At 40.8% G+C, this 21191-nt stretch carries 22 protein-coding genes; 18 read left to right on the forward strand and 4 right to left on the reverse strand.

Annotated features, from left to right (window positions below):
- Position 1: 1 nt before the first annotated feature.
- Both KQI58_RS00215 and proB read right to left on the reverse strand, forming a co-directional pair.
- A complete protein-coding gene (locus KQI58_RS00215) occupies positions 2-1249 on the reverse strand; it encodes a glutamate-5-semialdehyde dehydrogenase (protein ID WP_216405424.1) in 1248 nt (415 codons plus the stop codon).
- Positions 1242-2051 (reverse strand): glutamate 5-kinase, encoded by an 810-nt coding sequence (gene proB / locus KQI58_RS00220; protein WP_216405426.1) that lies wholly within the window; start codon positions 2049-2051, stop codon positions 1242-1244. Before proB ends, KQI58_RS00215 begins: the two co-directional genes overlap by 8 nt.
- A 311-nt stretch (positions 2052-2362) precedes the next feature.
- Here proB and KQI58_RS00225 point away from each other — a divergent pair, with 311 nt between their 5' ends.
- The 9 genes from KQI58_RS00225 (at position 2363) to KQI58_RS00265 (ending at position 11844) form a co-directional block, all read left to right on the forward strand.
- Entirely contained in the window at positions 2363-2581 is a 219-nt protein-coding gene (locus tag KQI58_RS00225) for a YneF family protein (RefSeq protein ID WP_010740033.1), read from the forward strand.
- A gap of 291 nt (positions 2582-2872) precedes the next feature.
- Positions 2873-3787 carry a thioredoxin-disulfide reductase gene (gene trxB / locus KQI58_RS00230; RefSeq protein WP_216405428.1) on the forward strand — a complete coding sequence of 305 codons (915 nt, stop codon included), beginning with the start codon at positions 2873-2875 and terminating at the stop codon, positions 3785-3787.
- A 156-nt stretch (positions 3788-3943) separates the two neighbouring features.
- On the forward strand, positions 3944-5668 hold the full coding sequence (locus tag KQI58_RS00235; protein WP_216405430.1) for a phospho-sugar mutase: 1725 nt from the start codon (positions 3944-3946) through the stop codon (positions 5666-5668).
- A gap of 18 nt (positions 5669-5686) precedes the next feature.
- A complete protein-coding gene (locus tag KQI58_RS00240; RefSeq protein WP_216405432.1) occupies positions 5687-5974 on the forward strand; it encodes an ArsR/SmtB family transcription factor in 288 nt (95 codons plus the stop codon).
- Between the two features lie 127 nt (positions 5975-6101).
- Complete coding sequence (locus KQI58_RS00245) at positions 6102-7391, forward strand: homoserine dehydrogenase (protein ID WP_216405434.1); 1290 nt, start codon at positions 6102-6104, stop codon at positions 7389-7391.
- Between the two features lie 2 nt (positions 7392-7393).
- Positions 7394-8452: a threonine synthase gene (gene thrC, locus KQI58_RS00250; protein ID WP_216405436.1), complete on the forward strand. Its 1059-nt coding sequence runs from the start codon at positions 7394-7396 to the stop codon at positions 8450-8452.
- Positions 8449-9312, forward strand: coding sequence for a homoserine kinase (gene thrB, locus KQI58_RS00255; protein WP_216405438.1), 864 nt, complete (start codon positions 8449-8451; stop codon positions 9310-9312). Before thrC ends, thrB begins: the two co-directional genes overlap by 4 nt.
- A 327-nt stretch (positions 9313-9639) precedes the next feature.
- Positions 9640-10911: an O-acetylhomoserine aminocarboxypropyltransferase/cysteine synthase family protein gene (locus tag KQI58_RS00260; protein WP_216405440.1), complete on the forward strand. Its 1272-nt coding sequence runs from the start codon at positions 9640-9642 to the stop codon at positions 10909-10911.
- Between the two features lie 3 nt (positions 10912-10914).
- Positions 10915-11844: a homoserine O-succinyltransferase gene (locus KQI58_RS00265; protein ID WP_216405442.1), complete on the forward strand. Its 930-nt coding sequence runs from the start codon at positions 10915-10917 to the stop codon at positions 11842-11844.
- A gap of 2 nt (positions 11845-11846) precedes the next feature.
- Here KQI58_RS00265 and KQI58_RS00270 read toward each other — a convergent pair whose 3' ends face one another.
- The gene (locus tag KQI58_RS00270; protein ID WP_216405444.1) at positions 11847-12701 is read right to left on the reverse strand and encodes a pyruvate, water dikinase regulatory protein; all 855 of its coding nucleotides are present in this window, start codon (positions 12699-12701) and stop codon (positions 11847-11849) included.
- A gap of 85 nt (positions 12702-12786) precedes the next feature.
- On the opposite strand from KQI58_RS00270, the gene KQI58_RS00275 reads away from it, so the two are divergent.
- The 9 genes from KQI58_RS00275 (at position 12787) to recO (ending at position 20111) form a co-directional block, all read left to right on the forward strand.
- A complete protein-coding gene (locus KQI58_RS00275; RefSeq protein WP_216405446.1) occupies positions 12787-13224 on the forward strand; it encodes a Fur family transcriptional regulator in 438 nt (145 codons plus the stop codon).
- A gap of 138 nt (positions 13225-13362) precedes the next feature.
- Positions 13363-13539, forward strand: coding sequence for a 30S ribosomal protein S21 (gene rpsU, locus KQI58_RS00280; RefSeq protein ID WP_002356740.1), 177 nt, complete (start codon positions 13363-13365; stop codon positions 13537-13539).
- Positions 13540-13560: 21 nt separating this feature from the next.
- Positions 13561-14007, forward strand: coding sequence for a GatB/YqeY domain-containing protein (locus tag KQI58_RS00285; RefSeq protein ID WP_048721501.1), 447 nt, complete (start codon positions 13561-13563; stop codon positions 14005-14007).
- Positions 14008-14346: 339 nt separating this feature from the next.
- A complete protein-coding gene (locus KQI58_RS00290; protein ID WP_216405915.1) occupies positions 14347-15267 on the forward strand; it encodes a PhoH family protein in 921 nt (306 codons plus the stop codon).
- A gap of 15 nt (positions 15268-15282) precedes the next feature.
- Positions 15283-17487 carry an HD family phosphohydrolase gene (locus KQI58_RS00295; RefSeq protein ID WP_216405448.1) on the forward strand — a complete coding sequence of 735 codons (2205 nt, stop codon included), beginning with the start codon at positions 15283-15285 and terminating at the stop codon, positions 17485-17487.
- Positions 17487-17960 (forward strand): rRNA maturation RNase YbeY, encoded by a 474-nt coding sequence (gene ybeY, locus KQI58_RS00300; protein ID WP_048718173.1) that lies wholly within the window; start codon positions 17487-17489, stop codon positions 17958-17960. Before KQI58_RS00295 ends, ybeY begins: the two co-directional genes overlap by 1 nt.
- On the forward strand, positions 17938-18342 hold the full coding sequence (locus KQI58_RS00305; protein ID WP_016181321.1) for a diacylglycerol kinase family protein: 405 nt from the start codon (positions 17938-17940) through the stop codon (positions 18340-18342). The genes ybeY and KQI58_RS00305 overlap by 23 nt, the downstream gene beginning before the upstream one ends.
- A gap of 29 nt (positions 18343-18371) precedes the next feature.
- Positions 18372-19271, forward strand: a complete 900-nt coding sequence (gene era, locus KQI58_RS00310; protein WP_216405450.1) for a GTPase Era — start codon at positions 18372-18374, stop codon at positions 19269-19271.
- Between the two features lie 60 nt (positions 19272-19331).
- Positions 19332-20111, forward strand: coding sequence for a DNA repair protein RecO (recO, locus tag KQI58_RS00315; protein ID WP_216405452.1), 780 nt, complete (start codon positions 19332-19334; stop codon positions 20109-20111).
- 393 nt (positions 20112-20504) lie between these two features.
- Here the strand turns inward: recO and KQI58_RS00320 are convergent, their stop codons facing one another.
- Positions 20505-20921: a hypothetical protein gene (locus tag KQI58_RS00320; RefSeq protein ID WP_216405454.1), complete on the reverse strand. Its 417-nt coding sequence runs from the start codon at positions 20919-20921 to the stop codon at positions 20505-20507.
- Between the last annotated feature and the right edge of the window lie 270 nt (positions 20922-21191).

Genomic DNA, 21191 nt, shown 5'->3' on the forward strand with positions numbered 1-21191 from the left:
CTTATTCTCTAATTTGTCCATCACCGTAAATAATGTATTTATTGGAAGTCAAATGTTCCAATCCCATTGGTCCGCGGGCATGCAATTTCTGGGTAGAAATGCCGATCTCCGCACCAAAGCCAAACTTAAAACCATCTGTGAAACGGGTCGAGGCATTGATATAGACAGCTGCCGCGTCAACTTCTTTTAAGAATTTTTGCCCGTTATGATAGCTGTCGGTGACGATTGCCTCGGAATGTTTGGAGTTATAGTAATTGATGTGCTCGATGGCTTCTTCAATGGAAGCAACGACCTTGATTGCCAAGATATAGTCTAAGAATTCGGTTGCCCAGTCTGCTTCAGTTGCTAAATCCGCCTGTTTCAAATGCTTTAACGCCTCTGCATCTCCTCGTATAGTAACTAATGGTGTCAATTCTTTTTCTATCAGAGGTAAGAACTCTGCTGAGATTTCCTTGTGAACGAGTAACGTTTCGATCGCATTACAAACGGAGGGACGTTGAACTTTAGCGTTTTTTACAATGCTTAGTGCCATGTCCAATTGTGCGGCAGAATCAACATACACGTGATTGTTACCAGTTCCTGTTTCGATCACTGGCACCGTCGCGTTGCTTTTCACGCGTTGGATTAAACCTGCACCACCACGGGGAATTAACACATCTAAATATTCGTTTAAGCGCATCATCTCATTCGCGACATCATGTGAAGTGTCGCTGACAAACTGAATCATAGCAGGATTCAACTGGCAGTTGCACAGTGTCTTTTGCATAAGCTCCACTAATGCTTGATTTGAATGGAAGGCTTCTTTGCCGCCACGTAAGATGACAGCATTTCCTGATTTGAAACATAAACTAGCCGCATCGGTCGTCACGTTTGGCCGAGACTCAAAGATGATTCCGATCACACCTAAAGGGACTCGTTGTTGACCAACCATCAATTGATCCTCTGTCCGCCACATTTTCTCCACGACACCAATTGGATCTGGCAAGGCCGCCACCTGACGGATGCCTTCAGACATTTCCTTGATTCTTTCATCGGTTAAACGTAAACGATCGATCATTGGATCAGGAATCCCGTTATCCTTTGCTCGACATAGATCTTGTTGATTTGCAGTCAAAATAACTGCGGCATTGTTTTCCAAATCTTCAGCCATCTGCAGCAAGCAGTCATTTTTTTGAGTAGTTTCTAACTGGCCCAATTGTTGCGCAGCGGAGCGGCTCTGCTGCCCTAAGGTATTCATCAAGTTATCCATGTTTTTCCTCCTTAAATAATGTTCCGACATCAACTCCAGCTAAAATATCAAAAATTATTCTGGGAGGTTTCCCATTGGCTAAAACCATGGCACTTTTTGCTTCTAAAATTCGTTGCGCTGCTTTCAATTTGCTGACCATACCGCCAGTGCCAAAGCGGCTGCCTTCACCGCCGGCTTGATCCATCAACGTTTCATTGATGGTTGAAACAGTCGAGTATAGAATTGCGTGTTTGTTGGTTGAGGGATTGTCTGAATAAAACCCGTCAATGTCACTCAACATAATCAGCACATCTGCTTCCATTAATTGTGCGACGATGGCGGAAAGTTCATCATTGTCTCCGAACTTTCGCGTATGATCCATTTCATCAACTGCGACAGTATCATTTTCGTTAATAATCGGAACGATCCCCATTGAAATGAGCTGCTCTAATGTATTGATTACATTTTTGCGGCTTTCGGGTAAATCTACCACATCTCGAGTCAATAGTACTTGAGCGGTTTGTTGACTATAGACTAAAAAACGTTGGTTGTAGATGTGCATCAATTCAGATTGACCCACGGCCGCAACTGCTTGCTGCACAGGGATTTCCTGCGGCCGTTCCGGGATTCTAAGTTTGTCCATTCCAACGCCAATCGCGCCAGAAGAGACCAATATTATTTCTTTGCCTTGATTTCGAAGGTCAGTTAATACGAATGCTAATTGATCAATTCCAGCGAAATTGATCTTGCCATTTGGATGGATCAAGGAACTTGTCCCGATCTTCACCACGATCCGATTGACGGATCTTAAAAAATCTCTCATGTTTCCACCTCTTCACTTAGCCACCAGCGAGGAAGATATTGTTTTGCATTTTAGCATATTCTAATCTAAATTTCATCAATTGTTTAAAATTTACTGGAAATTTTTTTTGATCATGAAAATTTGTTTCAATTTAAAGACGTCTAAACTTCTATGTACTAATATAGAAAGTGAAAAGCTTTCTTTTTCTAGGCCAATTAATAAGATTGGACTAAAAATCTTCTAGATTGATTTGAAGTTTCTTAAAACGGCTTTTCTTTTAGAGTATCTTTTAGTAAAATATACAAGAATGTGTCAGGAAAGGAGCGGTGAAAATGGTATCAACTGGAATTGTAGTATTAATCGCAGTAATCGCTGCACTATTAGGTGCTGTCGGCGGTTTCTTCTTAGCTCGTAAATATATGCAAGACTATTTCAAAAAGAATCCTCCAATCAACGAGGATATGTTACGTCAAATGATGATGTCGATGGGCCAAAAACCTTCAGAAAAGAAAGTTCGTCAAATGATGCAGCAAATGAAAAACCAACAATAATTTTGAAAGGACAATCGTCTCTGGATGGTTGCCCTTCTTTTTTTGGCAGTTGTACTTTTCGAGTATGGTGGCATTTGCGATGAAGTCAATTTGTTAAAGCAGAAAAATTCACACGGAGTTTAGTTAGATCGTATGTGTGATGAGAACCAAACTAATTTTTCCGTCTTTTGAAAAAATTAATCCTTATTACTGAGTTAGCTGCGAATTTGCAAAACTGACAATTAGTAAGCAGATTTGTCGACAGAAGATAGTTTGGGTTGTAAAGTATAGGCGAATGGGAGGAATGTCTGAATGTATGATGTAATAGTTATCGGCGCGGGTCCAGCAGGGATGACCGCTGCCTTATATGCTTCACGTTCGAATCTAAAAGTTCTGTTGATTGAACGTGGTGCGCCAGGCGGACAAATGAACAATACCGCTGAAGTAGAGAATTATCCAGGCTTCGAATCAATTATGGGTCCAGAGCTTGCGATGAAGATGTATGACGGGGTCACAAAATTTGGCACGGAAAATGCCTATGGAATCGTACAGGATATCGTTGATCACGGTGATTACAAGGAAGTCATCACTGAAGATAAAAGCTATCAAACTAAAACGATTATCGTTGCTACAGGGTGTGTTCATCGTAAATTAGGCGTGCCAGGTGAAGAATCATTTGCAGGCCGCGGAGTCTCTTATTGTGCTGTCTGTGACGGTGCCTTTTTCCGCAATAAACGTTTGATCGTTGTCGGCGGAGGCGATTCAGCGGTAGAAGAAGCGATTTATTTAACACGCTTTGCTTCTGAAGTCGTGATTGTTCATCGTCGTGATGAATTGCGCGCACAAAAGATTATTCAAGATCGTGCCTTTGCAAATGAAAAAATTTCATTTATTTGGGACAGTGTTGTGGATGAGATCGTCGGTAACGAAATGGTCGTAACAGGCGCACAAATTCGCAATGTAAAAACGGGTGAAGTTCATTTGGAACCCGCTGATGGAGCCTTTATCTATGTTGGCTTGGAACCATTGACAGAACCATTTAAAAATAGTGGTATCACCAATACTGCTGGCTGGATTGAAACGGATCAAGAAATGAAAACAAAAATTCCTGGTGTCTTTGCGATTGGAGATGCCCGTGAAAAAGATTTACGTCAAATCACGACCGCTGTCGGTGAAGGCGGAATCGCTGGTCAACAGGTTTATAAATACATCGAAGCACAAAATTAATTGATTTTGGAAGAAGAAGGCAAAGTTCATTTACCTTCTTCTTTTTTATCTCTTTAGTAGACTTTTCTAACATCACAAGGTACAAGTTTTCTTTGCTGAATATAACAGTAATGGTATACTTAAATGGTAAGAAAAATTTTGAAAGAGGTGTGTTTCATGTCTTGGGAACAAGTTTATGAACAATGGATTGATTCAGATAAATTAGATGAAAAAATGCGTAAAGAATTACAAGACTTAGGCAAAGACCCAGAGTTGAAAAAAGATGCGTTTTATAAACAGCTAGAATTTGGAACAGCAGGTATGCGGGGTGTCTTAGGCCCTGGTGTCAATCGAATGAACATTTTTACTATTCGTCAGGCAACTGAAGGCTTAGCTCGTTTCATGGATACGCAAGATCCCGAAACGAAACGCCGCGGTGTGGCGATTGCTTATGATTCACGCCACATGTCACCAGAATTTGCAATGGAAGCCGCTAAAACGTTAGCGAAGCATGACATTCCTTCCTTTGTATTCGAAAGCTTACGTCCAACACCAGAATTATCTTTTGCCGTTCGTTTTGAAAATGCCTTCACTGGTATTATGATCACGGCATCCCACAATCCAGCTGAATATAATGGCTACAAAGTCTACGGTGAAGATGGCGGACAAATGCCGCCAGAAGATGCAGATGCACTGACAAAATTCGTTCGTGCTGTAGAAAATCCATTAGAAGTTGAAGTGCTATCTGATGATGAAGTCGAACATAGCGGCTTGATCAATATTATTGGCGATGAAGTCGATTCAGAATATCTGAAGGAAATCAAATCAGTGACCATCAATCAAGAGTTGATCAATGAAATGGGTAAAGAGCTAAAATTAGTTTACACACCATTACATGGAACAGGTAAGATGTTAGGGGAAAAGGCATTAAAACAAGCGGGCTTTGAAAAATTTGTTTTAGTTCCTGAACAAGCAATCGCTGATCCAGATTTCTCAACAGTAAAATCACCAAATCCTGAAGAACATTCTGCCTTTGAATATGCAATTAAATTAGGCGAACAAGAAGGAGCAGACTTGTTAATCGCGACAGACCCGGATGCAGATCGTCTTGGTGCGGCTGTTCGTTTGCCAGATGGACGTTACGAAGTCTTGACTGGAAATCAAATCGGAGCAATCATGATTCGCTATATCTTGGAGGCCCACAAGCAAGCAGGCACTTTACCAGAAAATGCGGTGGTCTTGAAATCAATCGTATCAAGTGAGTTGGCAACCACAATTGCTGATTCTTATAATGTGAAGATGGTCGATGTCTTAACCGGCTTCAAGTTTATTGCTGAAAAAATCCAACAATATGAAGATGACCATTCGCAAACCTTCATGTTTGGCTTTGAAGAAAGCTACGGCTACTTGATTAAATCCTTTGTCCGTGACAAAGACGCGATCCAAGCATTAGTTTTACTAGCTGAAGTTGCCGCTTACTACAAAAAACAAGGCAAGACGCTATACGATGGCTTGCAAGATATTTTTGAAGAGTATGGCTATTATGCGGAAAAAACGATTTCAGTTACCTTGAGCGGTGCTGAAGGGGCCGAACAGATCAAAACGATCATGGGCAATCTGCGTAACGAAGCACCAAAAGCTTTTGCGGATGTCGCCGTAACAATGACAGAAGATTTTAAAACATCGAAAACAATCGATGCCGATGGAAATGAATCAGCGATCGACATGCCTGCTTCAGATGTATTAAAATACACCTTAGCGGATGAAACGTGGATTGCCGTTCGTCCTTCTGGAACAGAACCAAAAATCAAATTCTACATCGGCGTAAAAGGGGATTCTCATGAAGCTGCTGCAGAAAAAATTACTACGTACGAAGCAGCCATCCGTAAAATCGCCGAATAGAGTAAATGAGGGCTATAAATGAAGGAACACGAAGAAGTTCAAGCGGTCAGTCAATTTTTTAAAATCTTGAGTGATCCCACACGGTTAAAAATTTTAATGTTTTTAAAAGAGGGAGAACGGAATGTTTCATCTATCAGTGAAACGCTGGGGATGGAACAGTCAGCGGTTTCTCATCAATTAAAATTATTACGTGATAACCGTTTAGTCAAAGCACGTCGTGATGGAAAGGCCATGCTTTATAGTTTAGATGATCAGCATGTCCTAGATGTTTTAGAGCAGACCTTTCGTCACGTCACGCATCAATAAAAACGGGCTTTTCCAAAATTTTTGGAAAAGCTCTTTTTTTTTGCAGAAATTTTGTTATACTGATAGCTAACTATTAGAATACGATGAAATTACTTTTAATATGAATGTAATTTAACGGAGGCGGATTATGGAAAAAGCAGTCAAGGTAGGTCTATTAGGTTTAGGTGTAGTTGGTACTGGTGTCTTAGAAATTTTAGCAGATCATAAAGATAAAATTGAAAAAAGTATTGGCGGCCCCTTGGTTGTAACGAAAGCCTTGATTCGACCAGAAGAAGATAAATCTGCTTTAGCAGAAAAATATCAATTGGAATTGGTTACTGAATTGGACGCGATTTTAAATGATCCAGAGATCGCTATTGTAGTAGAAGTGATGGGACGGATCGAACCAGCCAAGACCTTTATCAAAAAAGCACTTATGGCTGGTAAAAATGTTGTTACAGCGAATAAGGATTTATTAGCACAGCACGGGACTGAGTTAGTCAATCTAGCGCGGGAGCAGCAGCGCAATCTATATTATGAAGCTAGCGTCGCCGGTGGTATTCCAATCTTACGAACGATCGCTAACAGCTTAGCAGCAGATGATATTACCGAAGTTCTTGGAATCGTCAATGGAACGACCAATTATATGTTGACTAAAATGGTCCAAGAGCATCGTACGTACGATGAAACACTGAAGGAAGCGCAAGAGCTAGGATTTGCGGAAAGTGATCCAACCAATGATGTGGATGGGATTGATGCCGCATATAAAATGGTTATTCTAAGCAAATTTGCTTTCGGGATGTCTATTACGATGGATCAAGTCAAGATCAAAGGAATTCGCGGCTTGGCGGCAGAAGATGTGTCGATTGCTGATCAACTGGGTTACACGGTAAAACTGATCGGTTCAACGATCAAACAAGACGACACAATCTCGGTGGAGGTTGGACCTGTCTTAGTACCCCATGAGCATCCGCTTGCTTCAATCCATAATGAAATGAATGCTGTTTTTGTTAAGAGTTCAGGAATTGGCGAATCAATGTACTATGGTCCGGGAGCTGGTGCACGCCCAACGGCTACCAGTATCGTGGCGGATTTGATGACGATCGTGAATAAGATGAAGAAAAATACTGTCGGTCATCGCTTCACTGGCTATACCCAACCAACCAAAATTACTTCACCAGATGAAAACATCAGCAAGTACTTCTTATCGTTGGAAATGCCTGATGAGCCAGGTCAATTTTTGAAACTGGCTGAGATCATGACAGACACCAAAGTTGGCTTTGAACAAGTCGTCCAAGAAAAAGGCGACGGTGAAAATGCACGGGTAGTCTTGATCACACACGAGACATCAGAAACGAAGATGGCAACGATCCAACAGGAAATCAAAGAAAAAACAAATTATAAATTATTGTCATTGATGAAAGTTATGGGGGAATAAATATGTACGAAGGTCTATTAAAACAATATAAAGAGTATTTGCCAATCACTGATAAAACGCCTCAAATCGCATTGGCTGAAGGAAACACGCCATTGATTCCGTTAAAGAATCTATCAAAAGAATTGGGCATTACACTTTATGGGAAATATGAAGGCTTGAATCCAACTGGTTCCTTCAAAGATCGTGGAATGGTGATGGCTGTGGCTAAGGCTGTGGAAGACGGTGCAAAAGCGATTATTTGTGCCTCAACTGGTAATACGAGTGCCGCCGCTGCTGCCTATGCAACACGTGCAGGCATCAAGGCGTATGTTGTGATTCCAGATGGGAAGATCGCAATGGGTAAATTGGCTCAAGCGATCGCATATGGAGCAGATATTATTTCGATCCCCGGAAACTTTGATGAAGCCCTAAAAGCAGTTCGTGATATTGCGGAAACAGAAGCGGTTGCTTTAGTAAATTCAGTGAATCCTTATCGTTTAGAAGGACAAAAAACAGCGGCGTTTGAAATTTGCGAACAATTGGAAAAAGCGCCAGATGTATTGGCAATTCCTGTTGGAAACGCCGGAAATATTTCTGCCTATTGGAAAGGCTTCAAAGAATGGCATGAGAAAAAAGGCACAGAATTGCCACGGATGCACGGTTTCGAAGCAGAAGGTGCGGCGGCAATTGTTCAGGGAAAAGTCATTGAACAACCAGAAACAGTAGCAACAGCGATTCGGATCGGTAATCCTGCTAGCTGGAAATTAGCCGAAGTGGCTCGCGATGAATCAAATGGCTATATCGATTCTGTAACAGACGAAGAAATCTTAAATGCGTATCGCAAGGTCGCTTCTCAAGAAGGTGTTTTTGTGGAACCAGGTTCAGCAGCATCATTAGCTGGTGTGATTCAGCATGTGAAGAATGGTCGGATCAAGCCAGGTGAAACAGTCGTAACAGTCTTCACAGGTAACGGTTTAAAAGATCCCGATACAGCGATCAACGAAACCGACATCAAAATCAATAAGATGAGTGATTTGGAGGATATGCGCCGACATTTACGTGAAGGAGTGGCGTCTCTATGAAAATTCGCGTCCCAGCAACCAGTGCCAATTTAGGCCCCGGCTTTGATTCGTGTGGGATCGCGTTGTCTCAATATTTGACGATCGATATTGGTCCGGAAACTAAAAAATGGCAAATCAAACATCAGTTGGGCAGCAGCATCCCTTCGGATGAAAAAAATCTATTGATTCAAACGGCATTAGATCTCGCGCCTACGTTAAAACCGCATCAACTCACGATGACATCAGACATTCCGATCGCTCGTGGATTAGGCAGCAGCTCTTCTGTTGTCGTAGCGGGAATTGAATTGGCCAATCGTTTAGGAAATCTTGGAATGACGCCGCAGCAGAAAGTGACGTATGCAACCAAGATCGAAGGCCATCCCGACAATGTGGCTCCAGCGATTTGTGGAGACTTTGTAGTGGCAAGCTATAATAATGATGAAGTGAATTTCGTGAAGCATACCTTTCCTGATTGTGATGTGATTGCATTTATTCCCAATCATGAGTTGCTGACTTCAGAAAGTCGCGCGGTTTTACCGAAAGAGTTGTCCTATCAGGATGCGGTCAAAGCTAGCTCGATTGGAAACGTAATGATCGCGGCAGTTTTGAATGGTAATTTGCCGCTAGCTGGGAAAATGATGGAAAAAGATATCTTGCACGAAAGCCATCGCCAGCACCTTGTTCCACATTTGAAAAAAATTCGAGAATTTTGCAAAGCTTACGGTGGTTATGGCAGCTTTTTAAGTGGCGCAGGTCCGACTGTCTTAGTCTTGACCCCGCCTGAAAATACTGAAAAATTAGTCACGGCCTTGAAAGCCTTCGATCATGAAGCATTGATTGATGTACTTTCTGTTGAAAAAGAAGGCGTGCAAATATTTTAATTGCGTAGAAGAGAAGAGTACAACTGATCGGACTTGACAGAGAGCTTCGGTAATTGAGAAGAAGCAGCAGCGATTCGTTGGAAGATGGCCTTGGAGCAATTGTCAGTGAGACACGGGAATGCCCGTTACAGCAGTTCGCAGCAATGCGACTAAAGATCAGTCTTGTGAGAGGCTGATAAATTAAGGTGGTACCACGGCACTCCCGTCCTTTCAGCTATGAAAAGACTGGAGTGTTTTTTATATTACGAAAACAATTGAAAATGACAGGTATGAGAAAAATTATGAGCAATAATCGTGTTAAAAAAAATGATAGTAGGAGGAACAATCATGGAATTTGAAACAAAATGTTTACATGCGGGGTATCAGCCGGGAAATGGAGAACCACGAGTATTACCGATCGTTCAAAGTACAACCTATGCTTATGACTCGACGGATGAGATTGGAAAACTATTTGATTTGGAAGCAGCGGGGTATTTTTATACACGTCTGGCAAATCCAACGACTGGTGCAGTAGAAGAGAAAATCGCGGCACTAGAAGGCGGTGTAGGAGCATTGTGTACATCATCCGGGCAAGCAGCCACCTTTTATGCAGTGCTGAATATTTTAGAGGCTGGAGATCATATGATTTCTTCTAGCTATATTTATGGCGGGACCTACAATCTGTTTGCTCATACCCTTAGAAAAATGGGAATTGAAGTGACATTTGTCGATCAAGATGCCTCAAAAGAGGAATTACTGAAAGCAGCGAAACCAAATACGAAAGCCATTTTTGGCGAAACAATCGCTAATCCCGCGGTGAAGGTGTTGGATCAAGAAAAATTTGCATCTGTAGCAAAAGAGCTGGATATTCCTTTTCTCATTGACAATACGTTTGCGACCCCATACTTTTGTCGACCATTCGAGTTTGGCGCAGATATCGTGATTCATAGTACGACTAAATATTTAGACGGACATGCAGTGCAAACAGGCGGTGTCATCGTTGATGGCGGGAAATTTAATTGGAATAATGGCAAATTTCCTCAGCTTTCAGAGCCTGATGAAACGTATCATGGTATCGTTTATACAGAAAAATTTGGACAAGCGGCATATATCACCAAAGCACGTGTGCAATTAATGCGCGATTTAGGCGCCACGCCTTCCCCGCAAAATTCATTTCTGCTTAATTTAGGAATGGAGACATTACCGGTTCGGATGGATCGCCATTTTGAAAATGCAGTGAAAATAGCGAAATACTTAACTGAGCAAAAAGCAATTAAACATGTGTATTATCCTGGTTTAGAAAGCGATGAAAACTACGATTTGGCGCAAAAATATGTGCCGAGTGGACTTTGTGGCGTTATTTCTGTTGAATTCGCAGAAGGAAAAGAACAGGCAGCCAAGTGGTTAGACGCATTGGAACTTGTTTCATTAGAAGTTCACGTGGCGGATATTCGTACGTGTGCGTTGCATCCTGCAACCTCGACGCACCGCCAACTGACTGATGAAGAGTTGCAGCAGGCAGGAATTTCACCAGGGCTAGTTCGCCTATCTTGCGGAATCGAAAATGTGAATGATCTCCTTGCTGACTTGCAACAGGCCTTTGATAAATTGGAGGGATAATTCATGCCGATTCGCTTAGAGCCTGATTTTCCGGCAAAGTCTGTTTTGGAGTCTGAAGATATTTTTGCGATTGATAATTCCCGGGCGGAGCAACAGGATATTCGACCGCTAAAACTATTGATTCTAAATTTGATGCCAAATAAGATCGACACAGAAATTCATCTGCTGCGTTTGATCAGTCAAAGTCCTTTGCAGATAGATGTGGATTTTTTGAAGGTAGCTAGCCACGAACACAAGCATACTAGTAAGAATCATTTGGATAAGTTTTATTTGGATTTTTCACAGGTAAAAGAGACTTGTTATGATGGTTTGATTATTACTGGAGCACCAGTGGAGCAAATGGCCTTTGAAGAAGTCGATTATTGGTCTGAGTTAGTAGAAATCATGGAGTGGAGCCAAACGTCAGTTACTTCTGTTGTTCACATTTGCTGGGGAGCACAAGCAGGGCTATATTATCATTTTGGAGTTGATAAGATTCCTTTTGAGGAAAAATTATTTGGTATCTATAAACAAGATATCGAGCATCAATTCCGATTGTTTAGAGGCTTTGATGATCGTTTTTGGATGCCGCAGTCACGATATACGGGAATCAATGAAGAGCAGGTACGTCAGGCAAAAATCAAAGTGATCGCTAAGGATGAGGAAGAACGCTCCGCGATCTTAATCTCAGAGGATGAGCACGATGTCTTTTTGATGGGGCACTTTGAGTATGCGACTGATACTTTAGAAAAAGAGTACTTGCGTGATCATGAACGGGGAATTGATACGGCGAAGCCCGCAAATTATTATGAGAACGGCAAAATCTATAATTATTGGCGTGCGCAGGCACATTTGTTTTATCACAATTGGCTGAATGATGTGTATCAAATAACGCCTTATCGCTTAGAAAAGATTCGTGAATTACAAAAAGAAAGAAAGCTGAGATCAATTTGATCTCAGCTTTCTTCTTCCATAAAGTAATAGCTATGGTCTTCTAAATCCAACGCGCTCATGATCATTGCTGCCGTTTCTTCGATCGAAAGTGTGGCAACGTTAATAATCTCGCAGCCTAACTTGTGATAAAGTTCGTTGGCAAATTTCAGCTCTGCTTGAATCTTTTCGCGATCGGAATAGGCTGTTTCGGGGTTTAACCCGTAAGCTCGCATCCGTTCTTTACGGATACCAATCAATACTTCAGGATCATTGGTCAGTCCAACGATTTTCTTCGGATCGATCTCAAATAGCTGTTTAGGAATATGTGCTTGCGGAATCAGTGGTAAATTAGCAACTTTTAAATTTTTATTAGCTAAATAAAGACTTAGTGGTGTTTTTGAAGTTCTTGAAACGCCAAGTAACACAACATCGGCCTCTAAGAAGCCGCGAGGATCTTTTCCGTCGTCATATTTAACCGCAAACTCCATGGCCTTAATTCGTTTGAAATAGTTTTCGTTCAGGTGATGTAGTGCGCCACGTTCGCCAGTAGGCTCTAAATGAGCACGTCGTCCAATTTCACTCACAACCGGATTCAACAGATCCATCGTAAAGAGTTCCTCATTGTCACAAAATTCTTTAGCAATCTTAGATAATTTTGGATCAATCAATGTATAGATGATCATGCCGTTTTCGGCTTTGGCGTCATTTAAGGCTTTCATCAATAATTCTTCCGTGTGCACGAAGGTCCGCCGGAAGAGACAGAATTCTACAGTAGGATACTGTGCCATTGAAGCTTGTGCTAGCTTCGATGCAGTTTCTCCCGCAGAATCGGAGATGATGAAAATAGTGACTAACTCGTTTTGTTTTTCGCTATCCATAAAGAAAATCTCCCTTGCAATCAGTAATAATTTATTATACCATACACTTTATTCGGAATCATTACACTTTGAAACGAGGGATAATATGACACAGACGACGTTATTAGAAAAAGCTCTGACGAAGGTCAAAGAAAATGGATTCAAGTATACTAAAAAACGTGAAACTCTTTTAGACTACCTGATCAAATCCAACCGCTATGTTTCCGCCCGTGAGGTTTATGATCATATGAATGGTCAATTTCCAGGATTGAGCTATGATACCGTGTATCGCAACTTAAGAGAATTTTGTGAGATTGGATTAATTGAAGATACAGAACTGCAAGGAGAGATGAAATTTCGCTTTAGCTGCAGTGAAAATTTTGAGCACCACCACCATTTTATTTGTACTGTTTGCGGCATGACGAAAGAGATCCATATGTGTCCCATGAACTTCTTTAAAGAACAGCTGGATGACTGCGAAATTGAAGGCCACCGTTTTGAACTCTACGGTCGTTGTGCAAAATGTCAAAAAGTTAATGGATAAATTAAGAATTAAAATTCTTCAGTACCTTGACTCAAAATAGCCCATTGGATATAATGACTTATGGACGGTCTTGTTTATTGAAAGCATATTTCAATAACAAAAACGGTTACATTTCAAGCCCGGAGGGAGGGAATTTATATGTCAAAAACAGTGGTTCGTAAAAATGAATCTCTTGACGATGCTCTTCGTCGCTTCAAACGTTCCGTTTCAAAAGCAGGGACTCTGCAAGAATCTCGCAAACGTGAATTTTATGAAAAGCCAAGCGTGAAACGTAAGAAAAAATCAGAAGCAGCTAGAAAACGTAAGAAATTCTAGTATGTCAACGGAGTGATTCTATTGTCACTACTTACTACCTTGAATGAAGACATGAAGCAAGCGATGCGAGCAAAAGATAAAGAGACTTTGCAAGTGATCCGGATGCTTAAAGCTTCGATTCAAAATGAGCAGATTAAAAAAGGTCAGGACTTAAATGACGAAGAAGAATTGACTGTCTTATCTCGTGAGATGAAACAGCGTCGAGATTCTCTAACCGAGTTTGAAAAAGCTGATCGCACCGATTTGGCCGATAAGGTCAAAAAGGAAATCGTAATTGTTGAAAAATATTTGCCGGCTCAACTTTCTGAAGATGAGATCCGCGCGATTGTTACAGAAGCAATTGCAACAACAGGAGCGACTTCACCAAAGGAATTTGGGAAAGTAATGGGTGCAGTGATGCCGAAAGTCAAAGGCAAAGCCGATGGCAATCAAGTCAACGCAATCGTCAAAGAGCTTCTAAACAAATAAGCAATAATGAAAGCCGGGAGATCATTCTCCCGGCTTTTTTGCGAGTTCAACTTTTCGCAGTTTGTTAAAGTACGAGATGAATAATATGGTCTCGGCTAATTAATATTGTGCGAGGTTTAGTCGAATCGTATGCACACGAAAATCTTTAAAATAGATTCGTGATTTCGTCTTAATCAAAGTCAGGTATAGCTAATATTTAAGCGAAAGTTTAGACAATTTTTCTTTTATTTAGAGTGTGGTATTATAAGAAGGAATGATTTATGAAGGGATGAGCGCTTGTTGAATAGCAACGATTTTGAGTCGTTAGAAATAAAGCTTGATGGAAAAGATGACATCAGTATGCTTTTAGGTACCCACGATAAACATGTTAAATTTTTAGAAGAGAATACAGAGACGACGATCAATACTCGCGGTGAAATGATTCAGATTATTGGACCAAAGGAAGAGGCCAAACTGGTAGGAGATATCATTCGCACCTTGCAGATTTTGATTGATCGCGGGATTAAAGTTGCAACACCAGATGTCATGACCGCATTGCGTTTAGGACGTGAGAATCATCTGGATGAGTTCGTTATGATGTATGAAGAGGAATTATTGAAGGATCGTAATGGAAAACCCATCCGTCCTAAAAATATAGGACAGAGCCGCTACATAGCAGCAGTACGTAAATCGGATGTTGTTTTTGGCGTGGGACCCGCTGGGACTGGTAAAACCTATTTAGCGATTGTCATGGCAATTGCTGCACTGAAAAAAGGGGAAGTACAGCGAATTATTTTGACTCGTCCGGCAGTTGAAGCTGGTGAGAGTCTTGGATTCTTGCCTGGTGACTTGAAGGAAAAGGTGGATCCTTATTTACGCCCGATGTACGATGCTTTGCACCAAATTTTCGGCGTAGAACACACGAATCGCTTATTAGAACGCGGAGTGATTGAAATTGCCCCGCTTGCTTACATGCGTGGTCGTACGTTAGACGATGCCTTTGTCATTTTAGATGAGGCTCAGAATACGACGATCTCACAAATGAAGATGTTTTTGACGCGCCTTGGGTTTAATTCTAAAATGATCGTCAATGGTGATACTTCTCAGGTGGATCTGCCGAAGGGACAGGTTAGCGGTCTGATTCATGCCGAAAGAACCTTAAAAGGAATCAAAAAAATACGCTTTGTGAACTTTGAAGCGGGCGATGTAGTAAGACATCCCGTAGTTGCAGAAATTATCGAAGCTTATGAACATGAGAACCTACGACACCAAGAAAAGTAGTCAGGAGGGAATTGGATGTTAAATCGACCCATCAATAACTTGCTGAAAAAGTTAGGTTCAAAATTTATACCAATCATTTTAGGCGCTTTTTCGACTATATTAGTTTTAACGATGCTTACGAGCGTCATTCAAAAAAGTGTGGATTATAAAGAAGGTCAAGTGGCTACAGAAAGTATTCGAGCCAACAAGACCATTGAAAACAAAACGGAGACGAATCAAAAGCGTCAGCTGGCCGCTGAAGCAGTTACGCCAGAATATACTTATCAAGCTGACTTGGCACAAACCCAGCATGATCGTATTAGTCAATTAATCTCGTTGATTCAAAAGGCGAATAATGATTTAGATAAAAATTATCAGACGAAGGTCTCACAAGCCAAAGATGGAGAAAAAGTTCCTCAACCGACAGTTGATGAGCGGGTTGCCGCAGTGAAGAAGAATTTTGAAGGATTGGATCAGGATGCTGTGACTTTCTATCAGCAGCTGCCAGAGGAGTTTTATCAAGCCGTTGTACAACTAAGTGCCGCTGATTTGACGAAAGTTGGAACAGAGAGTTTGAAGCTGTTAGATGAGCAAATGACCAAACGAATCCGTCAAAGTGATCTTGCTGAATACAAGCAGCAAGCCATCGATAAGGTCCAAAATTTGGGGTTGTCAGAAGAGTCTAATCAAGTAATGCGTTACTTGTTAGAGGAAGGGATCGTTATCAATGACTCCTTAAATCAAAAACGGACGGATGAGCTGAAAGAGCAAGCTAGTGATTCAGTTCAGCCTGTAATGATTTATCAAGGTGAAGTGATCGTTCGTGAAGGAAGCCAAATTGATGCAAATGCGATCAATAAGTTAAAGCTATTAGGTTTGACTAGCTCCAGCACCTCGATCTTTCCATTAATTGCAATGGTCTTATCTGCCATTCTGCAGGGTGTGCTGCTATGGTTTTATAGCCGCCAGTTTGAAGTCGAGTTTCAACGTGTTCGTTTCATTTTATTCTATAGTGCGACGATGACGATTGGTGTCTTTATTATGAAGATATTACAATCTTTCCAAGGCGGGACTTCGAATAATCTAGCGTTGTTCTTCCCAGCCGCCTTTATACCATTGATTTTGACTGTCTTTGTCAATCGACGAGCAGGGGCTTTATCGGCGGTTTTCCAGACTGTTTTTGCGTTGTTTATTTACTACAATGCCATCGGTACAAATATGCTGCCAGTCATTTTAATGACGTATCTTTTCTCAGGTACATTGGCTGTTATGGTGAAACAAAGACGCTTATCCGACCAAGTGAAGCAAGCTTTGCTTTGGATCGTGGCCTTTCCGGTTGCCTGGTCGATTATTTTAAGTATCTACCAAGGAATGTCCTTTACTGATTCGCAAACATGGGGGCTGCTGCTAGGTGCTTTTGCTGCCAGCATCTTATCCTTCATTATGGGGATGGGACTTCAACCGTATATCGAAATCTTAGTGACAGATAGCGGTGTAATTACCTTAAATGAATTAAGTAATCCGAACCATCCGCTGTTAAAAGAACTTTTGGAAAAAGCTCCCGGAACCTATCATCACTCAATGATGGTAGCGAATCTGAGTGCTAATGCTGTGGCAGAAATCGGCGGTCGTTCGTTGCTGACGCGAGTAGCGTGTTATTATCATGATATCGGTAAGATCCGCCACGCGAATTTCTTCGTAGAAAATCTACCAACTGGAGCAGAAAATCCGCATAATTTCCTGTTACCAGAAGATAGTAAACAAATTATCTTTGGTCATGTGATTGAAGGCGCCAAGATTCTGAAAGAATACAAGATGCCGCAAATGGTGATTGATATTTGTAATCAGCATCATGGTACGACGTTGATGAAATTCTTCTATTTTAAAGCGAAGGAACGCAATCCTGATGTAACCGAAGCTGACTTCCGTTATCCAGGTCCTAAACCACAAACTCGTGAAGCTGGGGTCGTAAACATTGCGGACAGCTGTGAAGCAGCGGTCAGAGCGATGGATCATCCTTCGATCGATAAGATTACAGAATTTGTTCATAATTTGATTGAAGAACGCATCAATGATGGTCAGTTAGATGATTCTGGCTTGACCCTAAAAGAGATTCGAATCGTAGAAAAATCATTGATCAGCGGCTTAAGCTCGACCTTCCATTCACGGATCAAATATCCAAGAATGCAATCAGAGGCTGAGAAAATGAAAGAAGAGCAAGAGAAAAAAGGGGAAGAGTAATGGATATTACGTTTATTGACGAAACAGAGCAGGTCTCTGAAGAAAAAATTCAAGAAATCGATGGCGTATTGCAGTTTGCGGCTGACTATTTGAAGCTGCCGAAGGATACGGAAATGTCTGTTACTTTTATGGATAATGCAGCGATCCAAGTCATCAATCGTGATTATCGCGGAAAGGATGCACCAACTGATGTCATCAGCTTTGCGCTGGAAGAAGAAGGTGAAGATGAGATTCCGATCATCATGGATGAGGAAGATCCGATGCCGCGGAATTTAGGCGACATTATGATTTCTACGGAACGTGCCGCAGAACAGGCAGAGGAATATGGGCATAGCTTTGATCGTGAATTAGGATTTTTAGCCGTACATGGTTTTTTACATATCAATGGGTACGACCACATGACTCCTGAAGATGAAAAAGAGATGTTTGGTCTACAGAAAGAGATATTAGATGCCTATGGACTTAAAAGATAAAACAGAAAAAAATAAACATTTTATTACCTCTCTAGAATTTGCGATTCAAGGAATCAAAACAGTTTTTCAAGAGGAGCGCAATATGCGTGCTCATGTAGTTTTTGGGCTGATGGCGATTCTGGTAGCATTCTTACTGGGTGTCTCTGTACTGGAATGGCTCTGGATTTTTTTAGCGGTCTTTCTCGTTTGGATTGTTGAGATTATCAATACGGTTTTTGAGAATGTGGTCGATATGGTGACCGATTGCCATTTTCATCCAATCGGCAAGAAAATCAAAGATATGGCAGCTGGGGCAGTTTTAGTGACGTCAGTGTTTGCGATAATCGTTGGAGTGATTATCTTTTTACCAAAAATTATTGAGCTTTTTCTTTCGGGAAATTGAGTATTTAAGGTTCAGAAAGGAACTTTTACATGTCAGAACATAAATCAGGGTTTGTAGCGATCGTTGGTCGACCGAATGTTGGTAAATCAACCTTGTTGAATCGTATCGTAGGTCAGAAAATCGCGATCATGAGCGATAAGGCACAAACCACTAGAAATAAAATTCAAGGTGTTTATACAACACCAGAAGCACAAATTGTTTTTATTGATACTCCCGGCATCCATAAGCCGAAGCATCGCTTAGGTGATTATATGGTAGAGATGGCCTATAGTGCTTTGCGTGAAGTGGATGCCATCATTTTCATGGTTAGCGCGGATCAAAAACGTGGACGCGGTGATGACTTCATTTTGGAACGATTAAGCAACCAAGAGGTCCCTGTTTACTTGGTCATCAATAAAATCGATACGATCCATCCAGACGAGCTGTTGGCGATCATTGATGATTATCGTACGATCATGGAATTCAAAGAGATCATCCCGATTTCAGCGACTGAAGGCAATAATGTCGAACACTTGTTGGACGTTTTAGTTGATCAAATGGATGAAGGGCCACAATATTTCCCAGACGATCAAATTACCGATCACCCAGAATATTTTATCGTTTCTGAACTGATTCGTGAAAAAGTATTGAGCTTAACGCGTGATGAAGTTCCGCATTCAGTGGCTGTCGTGACGGAATCAATGAAACGGGATGAGAATGACAAGGTTCATATCCAAGCGACGATCATCGTTGAGCGGACAAGCCAAAAGGGTATCATTATTGGAAAAGGTGGAAAGATGCTGAAAAATATCGGTACACAAGCCCGCAAGGATATTGAGACACTTTTAGCAGATAAAGTGTATTTAGAGCTTTGGGTCAAAGTCCAAAAGGATTGGCGCGATAAACAAACTTATCTGCAAGACTACGGTTACCGTAAAGACGACTATTAATAAACAAAGCTTCACGATTCTTTCGTGGAGCTTTTGTTATCGAAGTGGAGGTGAAAATTTTTGGCACAAGTGGGCGAAACAAAAGGTATCATTTTATTCAGCCGTGATTACAAAGAGAAAGATAAGCTGATCAAGATTTTTACCGAATCGGCTGGGAAGGTTATGTTTTTTGCGAAGGGGATTCATCGAGCGAACAACCCATTGCAGACAGCGGTCCAGCCCTTTACTGAAGCAGTATTTATTGGAAATTTGAAAACGGATGGCCTTTCTTTCTTAAATAGTGCCAAGGATGTCCATCCTATGCGAAAGCTTCAAGAGGATATCTTCTTGAATGCTTATGGCTCCTATATCCTAGGTTTAACGGATGCGGCGATCGAAGATCATGTGTACGATCCAGCTTTGTATGGGTTCACTCGAGAAGCATTGCAGCGAATGAATGAGGGTGCAGATGGTGAGACGATCATGAATATTTTTGAGGTTCAGATCATGCAGCGCTTCGGAGTTTCGCTTAATTGGCAGGCTTGTGGAGTGTGCGGAAAGAAAACCGGCGCCTTCGATTTCTCTTCGAAGTACAATGGAATTCTCTGCCAGGAGCACTGGCATTTAGATCAGCATCGCTATCATGCTGATCCGCGAGCAATCTATTTTCTTCGTTTGTTCAATAGTGTGACCTATGAAAATATCAATACGATCAATTTAAAGCCTGAAACAAAAAAAGCGATTCGCCAAACACTGGATCAATTATACGAAGAATATATCGGCTTGCATTTGAAGAGTAAAAAGTTTATTGATCAAATGGGCGAATGGCAAGATGTATTAAAACCAAAAGACGCAGAATAAGCTGTAGAACCTAATTAGGACTACAGCTTATTTTTTGTATTTAATTGTTTACAGAAGAATAGCCAAATCAGGCTGCCTATGAAAGACAAGAAAAGGTAAAGGAAAATCATTTGTCCGTTTAACTGATTCTGATAAATAATTGCCGAAGCAAATATACCTATGATTAGAAAGTATGCGAAATAAAAGAATGTCCGGATTTTATTAGATAAAGAGGATCTGGTTTCAATGAAGTAGGAAGCTATCAAGAATAAGCTAACAATGAGTATGTTAAATAAGGGTTTAATAGACCACCCGTTTGTATACAGTTCATGTGACCAATCGTACAGAGGAAATATCATGAGTAAAATGAGAAATATTATGTACGTATTCGTCTTTTTTATTTTAGGCTTTCGTTTATTCATCATTAGAAATCTCCAACTCCTTTTTATGTTTGGTCATATTAATAGCACCCAACAATGGGCCAAATCCACCAAAAATGGAGATAAAGGCAATCAGAATGACAGATGTATAATCAACTAAGCTTTCTTCAATGATATCTATAGTTAATAGGGTTAAGAAGATGAGAAGAAAGCAAACCAAGAACTGTAGACCTTTCCTGCTGGTGATTACAAAGGCAAAGTAACTAATCAAATGAAACCAAGAAAACAATAGAGGATAGTAAAAATTAGCAAATGGCTGGGCATGCCTAATAAGATTGATTGTTAATTGAATAATAGCTAAGAATACAAATAAAATTATCACTGAATAACCAGGTTTCCCTCTCAAGAAATCATCGAATTTTCGATAATTTGTTCTAAGCATCTCCACCATTTTTACTTTACCTTGCCTTCTAGTTTTATTGTTAAGAAAAGTATATCAGAAAAGTTTGCTGAAATAATCAAATCTTTTATTTCTTATTCTGCAAAATGTTCGTTCTTTCACAGATTACCATTGCTAATTTATGGCAAAACGATTAATATTGTTAGAAAATACTAAGGAATTGTCATCTGGACAAAAAAGGATTTCAGTCAGATTTTTGCTGTATGAAATGAACTGTATGAATTTGAAAAAATGATTACATAAATTGAATTAGATGGTATA

Source organism: Enterococcus raffinosus, from assembly GCF_018917525.1.
Taxonomy (GTDB): domain Bacteria; phylum Bacillota; class Bacilli; order Lactobacillales; family Enterococcaceae; genus Enterococcus_A; species Enterococcus_A raffinosus_A.

Bases quoted from the DNA above. Each gene is read 5' to 3' on its own strand.
- trxB (WP_216405428.1), top strand. From the start codon at position 2,873: ATGTATGATGTAATAGTTATCGGCGCGGGTCCAGCAGGGATGACCGCT.
- KQI58_RS00215 (WP_216405424.1), bottom strand. From the start codon at position 1,249: ATGGATAACTTGATGAATACCTTAGGGCAGCAGAGCCGCTCCGCTGCG.
- KQI58_RS00295 (WP_216405448.1), top strand. From the start codon at position 15,283: ATGTTAAATCGACCCATCAATAACTTGCTGAAAAAGTTAGGTTCAAAA.
- KQI58_RS00260 (WP_216405440.1), top strand. From the start codon at position 9,640: ATGGAATTTGAAACAAAATGTTTACATGCGGGGTATCAGCCGGGAAAT.
- ybeY (WP_048718173.1), top strand. From the start codon at position 17,487: ATGGATATTACGTTTATTGACGAAACAGAGCAGGTCTCTGAAGAAAAA.
- thrB (WP_216405438.1), top strand. From the start codon at position 8,449: ATGAAAATTCGCGTCCCAGCAACCAGTGCCAATTTAGGCCCCGGCTTT.
- KQI58_RS00320 (WP_216405454.1), bottom strand. From the start codon at position 20,921: ATGGTGGAGATGCTTAGAACAAATTATCGAAAATTCGATGATTTCTTG.
- KQI58_RS00275 (WP_216405446.1), top strand. From the start codon at position 12,787: ATGACACAGACGACGTTATTAGAAAAAGCTCTGACGAAGGTCAAAGAA.
- KQI58_RS00235 (WP_216405430.1), top strand. From the start codon at position 3,944: ATGTCTTGGGAACAAGTTTATGAACAATGGATTGATTCAGATAAATTA.
- KQI58_RS00270 (WP_216405444.1), bottom strand. From the start codon at position 12,701: ATGGATAGCGAAAAACAAAACGAGTTAGTCACTATTTTCATCATCTCC.
- KQI58_RS00225 (WP_010740033.1), top strand. From the start codon at position 2,363: ATGGTATCAACTGGAATTGTAGTATTAATCGCAGTAATCGCTGCACTA.
- KQI58_RS00265 (WP_216405442.1), top strand. From the start codon at position 10,915: ATGCCGATTCGCTTAGAGCCTGATTTTCCGGCAAAGTCTGTTTTGGAG.
- KQI58_RS00305 (WP_016181321.1), top strand. From the start codon at position 17,938: ATGCCTATGGACTTAAAAGATAAAACAGAAAAAAATAAACATTTTATT.
- proB (WP_216405426.1), bottom strand. From the start codon at position 2,051: ATGAGAGATTTTTTAAGATCCGTCAATCGGATCGTGGTGAAGATCGGG.
- thrC (WP_216405436.1), top strand. From the start codon at position 7,394: ATGTACGAAGGTCTATTAAAACAATATAAAGAGTATTTGCCAATCACT.
- KQI58_RS00290 (WP_216405915.1), top strand. From the start codon at position 14,347: ATGCTTTTAGGTACCCACGATAAACATGTTAAATTTTTAGAAGAGAAT.
- rpsU (WP_002356740.1), top strand. From the start codon at position 13,363: ATGTCAAAAACAGTGGTTCGTAAAAATGAATCTCTTGACGATGCTCTT.
- KQI58_RS00240 (WP_216405432.1), top strand. From the start codon at position 5,687: ATGAAGGAACACGAAGAAGTTCAAGCGGTCAGTCAATTTTTTAAAATC.
- KQI58_RS00245 (WP_216405434.1), top strand. From the start codon at position 6,102: ATGGAAAAAGCAGTCAAGGTAGGTCTATTAGGTTTAGGTGTAGTTGGT.
- era (WP_216405450.1), top strand. From the start codon at position 18,372: ATGTCAGAACATAAATCAGGGTTTGTAGCGATCGTTGGTCGACCGAAT.